Genomic DNA, 6,665 nt, shown 5'->3' with positions numbered 1-6,665 from the left:
TACAATAACGAAAGGCTACATTCTAGTTTAGGGTATCTCTCCCCATTAGAAATGGAAATGAAACTAAGAGGGTTTTCTAAAAAAGTGGCTTGAAAAAATTAGTCCCAAATTTTGTAGGTAATCCAAAGCTGTGCCTTAGCATATGGGGGGAGACCTTCCGTTTGATTCCAGCCCTTTTTGCTGCAGACCCAATAATATTCAATACGCTTGTGGAACTGTACTTTCCTCCATTTGCGCCCTCGAAGAGGAATTCTTTTGGCCGGTATTCCCGATAGTAGGTCTTTAGGTCCTTTAACAATCCGTTGCTCAGCACCGTATAGCGGTCCTTGTTTCCTTTAGCCTGTCTTACTCCTACCATCATGCGTTTGCTGTCTATATCCGTAACCTTAAGGTTCAATAGTTCGTTTCGTCTAAGTCCCGAGGAATAGAGAAGTGCTACGATGCATTTGTGTTTAATATTGTTGGTATTTTCGATAACTGCCATGACCTCTTGCTTGGAAAGTACCTTGGGAAGTCTTGTTTCTTTTCTTGGCCGTTCAATGGTGTAGAAGCGGTTGGGCATTCCGTGGACTATTTCATAAAAGAATTTAATGCTATTGATCGCCTGGTTTATGTAGGAGGATGATTTACCTTCGTGTACCAATTTTTGAAGATACGACCGGATCTCATTTTCATTGATGTCCATTGGATTAAGATGGCCATAATAATTAATGAACGCTTCGAAGCAGTTGACATAAGCTTTTACCGTGTTATTGGAATATCTTTTAAGTTCCAATTTGATGAGATATTCTTCAGGGCATGGCCTAAACCCATCCTTCTGCTTTCTTTTCCGGAACCATTCAACATCAATATCGGCATTGTCGTTATTTAGAATGCGCTCCGCGAAGAAGAAATTACCATTGATCCAAGCTTCACCCCTAAACATCTTGAAAATTAAGGATATGTTATTCTTGTTGTTGGGTATATAGTGCATACCGAAGGTTTTGCTCCATCCCAAATTCGGAAGCTTTTCCACTAATGCCTCGATTACCCGATCCGTCGAGAACTGAAGACCGATACATTTGTTTCCATCAATCAAAAGGTGCTTCATTGTGATGCTCTTTCCCTTGTACATAAAATTATTTTTAAAGTTAAGTTTATGAAACTAAACGATATAATCGTATATTAACCGAATAGTATACGAATAATAATGCCATTATTTGAAAAATATGAGAATCCAAAAGAAATGTTCGCACTGTGGGCAAGAACTATCTGGAAGGACAGATAAGAAATATTGTGATCAGTATTGCAAGAGTGCCCATCAATATGAAAAGTCGAAGGAAGGTCCTTTAAGGTTTTATAACAAGGTGGACAATCAGTTAAAGTTGAACAGGAAAATATTAAAATTATATAATAGGGCAGGAAAGGCGGTGGTAAGGAGCCAAATATTGCTGGACCTTGATTTTGACCCTAAATTTTTCACCCATTATTGGAAAAACGGTAAGGGAGAGGTATATCTTTTTGTTTACGAATACGGATTTTTAGGTAAAAGGGAGAACGGTAAGGAAAAATATATACTCGTAACTTGGCAGGATTACATGGAAAATTAAGAAATCAGTTCGGAAATCGTCGGTATGAACCTATTCAAAATTATACCAGTTCCATTTTGTTTCAATACCTTAATGTCTTCCAATACATAGATTGCGTAACTTTCAATTCTATAAGAAAAGATAAAAGACATTGTTTTTTCTGTTTAACAATGTCAATAACGTTATTTAACCCCAAGCCCTTGCGGAAGTTAAAAAACCCCTCAACTCTAAAACCACCAGAACGGACTCGCTTCGCCAATCTGCATTCAGCATCTTTCCGTTTCTGGTTTTTTAACCCCCTCAGAACCGCAGAAAGCACAATCGGCGAAAATGCCGCTTGACCTTTCTTGCCCCTACCCAGAAAAAAAAGGATTTTTCCATGATTCCTTAATTTTTTCAACGCCATATTGGACCAGATTAATTTTCTGTCTGTACCCATTTGAATTGATATGGTTCTATATATTTTAAGGGGTTAAATTATTGATTATAAGATAGTTATATTCAATATCGATTAACTATATTTATCTTTGAAAAAGATAGCAAGTTGTATTCTAAGTAACTTAGAATTGTCTACTTCTGACGAAGTGTTTGCCTAAAAGGACAAAGAAAATGGATCAACGGAAAAGAGGCCGAAAACGATTGGGAAAAAGTAAGCGGTACCATAACATAATGCTCCGGTTCAACGATATGGAATATGAGAGACTCAAGACAATTGCCGGAACCTACAACCTGGACATTTCGCAGCGGGGCGTGATAAGCCCCCTTCTGAGAAGGTTGGTATTGGACAGGGAATCGGAGGAAAAGGAACGGCTGCCGAACACCTTGGACATAGCCCACCATATCAACAGGATAGGCAGCAACATCAACCAGTTGGTAAAACTGGCACACTTCAAGAACCAGAGAAGTCCCAACAGTAGTTTGGTAGACGAGATACAAAGGACCAATGAACTTATTGATGTACTTATCGAAATCACAAAAGAAGAACAAATAGGATGATAGGAAGGATAGGATATGGGGAAAGCTGTCAGGGAATGCTGAACTATGTCTTCGGCAAGGAAGGTATGCGCATACTCGGTTATGGGAATATGTACTCACAGGACATATCACATAAATTCTTCGGTAGCGTACTCCATTTCCAGGGGCAACGTAATGCCACCAAGAACCGCTATGTCCATATTACCCTGAACCTTCCCCTAGGGGAACACCTGGACGACAACACCTTCCAAGCAGTATCAAGGGAATATATGGAGCAAATGGGCTACGGGGAACAGCCCTATGTAATGGTAAGGCACACCGATACCGGCCATGAGCATGTCCATATAATTACGACCAATGTGGACGATGATGGAAAGGTCCTCGGAATCTTCAACAGCTACCGAAGGAATGTGGCGACCCAGCAATACCTTGAAAAAAAGTTCGGCCTATCGCCATCGCCACGGATAAAACAGCAGAGGGAACTACCGATACTCAGGTCGCCAGAACTACAATTCGGCATGGACCCTGCCCAAGGGACGAAGTTCTATTTGCAGGACGTACTGAACGGAATCCTCCAAAAATACAAAGTGCGCAGTTTCGGAGAACTGGCAAAACTCGTAAAGCCCTATCACATTCAAGTAAGGCAAACAAAAAACATATCGGGTAGGATAGGGGTGGCCTATGGCCTGGACAATCAAAAAGGTTATAAAACCCGGTTCATCAACGGCTCCACCGTGCACCGAAGCTTGAGCGGCCCCAAACTACAAAAAAATTTCGAGGCCAATTCAAAATCGAAGCTACTTCCGATGCACCGCAAGCGTTTGATGAAACAAATAGAAACTACCTATGGTCTTTTCAAGTCCATCTGTCCACACGAACTACCAGAAGTACTCAAGGAATATCAGGATATCGACATCAAACTGGACAGAAAAGGGGATGCCATCAAGGGATATAGCATCTATGACAGATCTGGATATGTATTCACGGAAAGGGAGCTGGGCCAAAAGATTAGGATGGAGAAACGGATGGATATTTTCGGGAATGGCGATGAAGAAACCGAAATCAATACCAAAAGCAGACAGTTCGGAATAGAGATCCAAAAACTGATAAAGGAGGCATTCCAAACATCCTATCTTAAATCCCCAAAACGGGAGGGATTGCTCTCGGAAAGTATTATGACCAAAAATCTAATGGATATCCTTCCGTTTATTAAAGACTCAAAAATCCACATATTCTTTGAACGCTATCTACAAGGGAATCAAAAAAAATTGCTGCCGAAAATAATTAAACGAGAGTTCCCAACGGTAAGGGATAGATTGTTCCAATTGGAGACCAAGAAGGAAATGGAAACCTTGAAAGGTAAGTTCAAACTTATCGGCAGGGTATTGGAAAAGGGCATTTTCGATGTCGGGATGGAAAAGGGAAGCGTCCGGCTTTTGTTCAAATCTCTAGGGGTAAAGTATCACAATAACCAGTTGTCTTTTGCCAATTCGAATAGGCATACTGTCCCAGTTCGTTTGGGAAATTTACCTTTCCCCAAAGCCATGGAGGAATACGTGTCCACCGGATTTGTACGTCAAAACCATTCGGTGTTGGAACTATTAACGGCACAGAATTCCGATAACATCACTAAGTTGACAGCATCGGCCATTTTTCTACCCATGGTCTTTCCGAAGCTTTATCAGGCAATGGCACCGATCTACAGGCAACGGTACGAGAGTGAAGCATTGGTTTCCTACCTAAATTATACCGAACGGATGCACGCACCTTATGAAAAATCACCGAAAGACTATATCGCTTTTTTCAACGCCAAAGGGTTCTATTTTACTAGAACGGAAAATGATTTCGAAGTCAAATACATTTATACGGACAACGGAACTAGTTGCACGCTGTCTAAAAAGACAGGCCTTTATTTGAACTCCATTCCCGATGTAACTAAACTATTAGAGGAACAATATACCGTCATCGGCGGACTTGTTAAAGAAGGTAGAGATAATTTAAAAAACCTATGGGCGGGCCATCTAATGGAAAGGGAGATGTACGATAGGGTAGCTTTTATGTTGACGGAGGAAAAGGTTTATCCCAACCTGCACTCGGAGTTGGTGCAGCACCATATGGACAACGGGCTTAGAAAAAGCATTAAAGAAGCGATTAAAAGGCAATCCAGTTTCCAACAAAACGGCTTATTTCGGAAAGGAGTCTATGCCATCAGTTCGTTGTTGGGCAATAGGGGCAAAGGGCAAGAAGAGGTATATAACGGGTTCAAGGATGAATTTACGGATTATTCAAAGTACAAGGGCAGGGGGATGTCGATTTAGTGTTTTGTAAAAGTGTTGGGTTATATTATCTGGCATCCTATGAGTGCTTTATAGTGGATAGGGGAAGAAATATTTTTTTAGTATCTATAATTCAATACTTCCAATACGACGGTATAATGATAATTTGAAACAACTGGCGGTTACTTTGGTTCTTTAGAGCCGCATAAAGTTCGGATAGATAAGTAAACAATCAAAAGTTGATTACCGCATCTAAAGCCTCGTCAGCTTCCTTATGTATGAAATTAGCTTGGTAGTTTATAGTTGTTTTTAAATCGCTGTGTCGATATAGCTTTTGTAACATCAATGGATGAATCTTATCTCCTGCAATATTGCCAAACGAATGACGTGCAATGTGCATGGTTATTTTTTTGCTGATCTCGGCCTTTACAGCGATTTTTTTTAAATGTTTATTGAATTTTAAGGTGGCATTTTTAGTGCTTCGCAACATTCGGTCCGCATTATTATGATTAATACCTCTTAATTCTGGAAAGATATACTCATTCGTGCCAAGATCAGAGTTAGCGTATAGGTTAATAATATTATGGAGCTTGTCTGATATTTTTAATGAGATTACCTTACTGTTTTTGTTCATCTGATAAAAGAGACGACCCTCATGAATATCGGTCCATTTTATTTTTAAAACATCAGCAATACGCATTCCCGCCAGATAAAAGCTAAACAACCAAACATTTCGTGCATGATTTTGTGGTCCATGTTCGGTAAGGTCCAGATTTTCGATACGGGTAATTTCTTCTTTGGTTAGACCTATTTTGACAGATTGTGGTATTTTAATTTTAATCTTGCCCTTTTCGGAGCCAAAAGGATAAAATTCAGGTTTCACCAGTTTTTCCTGTATAGCTCTATTGTATAACGTGCGAATAAACATTAGAACATTGGCAATACTTCTATCGCCAAGTGTACCCAGGGCTCTCAAATAACTCTGTAGACCTCGAAGATAGGGAACAGTTATCTGGTCAAAACTTAATGATTTACCTCCCATATAATCTTTGATGCGATTGAGTAGGGGGCGTTCACTATCGATACGGGATAATTTTTTGCTTTCTTTCAATTGCTTAAAGTGTTTTTCAGCGTACTCAAAAAAGGAATGTCCAGTTAGCGTTGTAGTCAATTGTGATTTCAGTTCTTGAATAGAAAAATGGTCGCCATCCTTTGCCGCGGTATCTAATAGAATAGCATTCGCCTCCGCCTGCTTTATTGCAATTAAATTATTTAAACGCGCAGAATTGGGGTGTGATTTTTTAACTTTCTGTTTTGTCTCATCCCAAAATTTGGGATCAAGATATTGACCAGTGTAGAGAAAAGTTGATTTTCTATCTTTGGTGACGCGAACTGCAATAGGTAAAAGTCCTTTTTTATTACTTTTTTTTCTTAATATCGTGTTGATAGTTGCCATTTTTCTCTAATCAATATAGTAAAGATACAAAATCTAGGTACAACATAGGTACAACAAATGATGGTTTTGCTTGGTTTATTATGGTCTTATTTGATTTTTAGTCTTACGTAAGATACACGTTTTCAGTTAAATAGAAACAAATGGGCTTAAAAGCATATAAGTTCGAGTCCTAGTAGGCCAACACGGTAATCCCCTGATTTTTTTAAAATCAGGGGATTTTTTATTTCTGGGCACATCAGAATTGATTTTTGCAAATGCAATTGTGACGGATCAAGACCAATTGTTGTGTTTATGCAAAGATTGTAGTTAGTCTATAAAGGAAGAATTCTACATTTTTCACACCCCTGAACTGTGCCCTAAAAGCTTTTATTTTTGCATTGAACGATTCTG

At 39.3% G+C, this 6,665-nt stretch carries 5 protein-coding genes; 3 read left to right on the top strand and 2 right to left on the bottom strand.

Annotated elements, in window-relative coordinates:
• Window positions 1-76: 76 nt before the first annotated feature.
• Entirely contained in the window at window positions 77-1,114 is a 1,038-nt protein-coding gene (locus tag CWD90_RS22700) for a tyrosine-type recombinase/integrase (RefSeq protein WP_103478341.1), read from the bottom strand.
• A gap of 94 nt (window positions 1,115-1,208) precedes the next feature.
• On the opposite strand from CWD90_RS22700, the gene CWD90_RS22695 reads away from it, so the two are divergent.
• The 3 genes from CWD90_RS22695 (at window position 1,209) to CWD90_RS22680 (ending at window position 4,861) form a co-directional block, all read left to right on the top strand.
• The gene (locus tag CWD90_RS22695) at window positions 1,209-1,589 is read left to right on the top strand and encodes a hypothetical protein (RefSeq protein ID WP_103478340.1); all 381 of its coding nucleotides are present in this window, start codon (window positions 1,209-1,211) and stop codon (window positions 1,587-1,589) included.
• 588 nt (window positions 1,590-2,177) lie between these two features.
• Window positions 2,178-2,564, top strand: a complete 387-nt coding sequence (locus CWD90_RS22685) for a hypothetical protein (protein WP_103478338.1) — start codon at window positions 2,178-2,180, stop codon at window positions 2,562-2,564.
• Complete coding sequence (locus CWD90_RS22680) at window positions 2,561-4,861, top strand: relaxase/mobilization nuclease domain-containing protein (protein ID WP_103478337.1); 2,301 nt, start codon at window positions 2,561-2,563, stop codon at window positions 4,859-4,861. The genes CWD90_RS22685 and CWD90_RS22680 overlap by 4 nt, the downstream gene beginning before the upstream one ends.
• Before the next feature lie 190 nt (window positions 4,862-5,051).
• Here the strand turns inward: CWD90_RS22680 and CWD90_RS22675 are convergent, their stop codons facing one another.
• Window positions 5,052-6,275, bottom strand: a complete 1,224-nt coding sequence (locus CWD90_RS22675) for a site-specific integrase (protein ID WP_103478336.1) — start codon at window positions 6,273-6,275, stop codon at window positions 5,052-5,054.
• Between the last annotated feature and the right edge of the window lie 390 nt (window positions 6,276-6,665).

The sequence above is a fragment of the Arenibacter catalasegens genome, from assembly GCF_002909235.1.
In the GTDB taxonomy this organism is placed as follows: Bacteria; Bacteroidota; Bacteroidia; order Flavobacteriales; family Flavobacteriaceae; genus Arenibacter; species Arenibacter catalasegens.
Note: the sequence above shows the minus strand (reverse complement) of the source record. Positions and strands in the feature narration are given on the sequence as shown.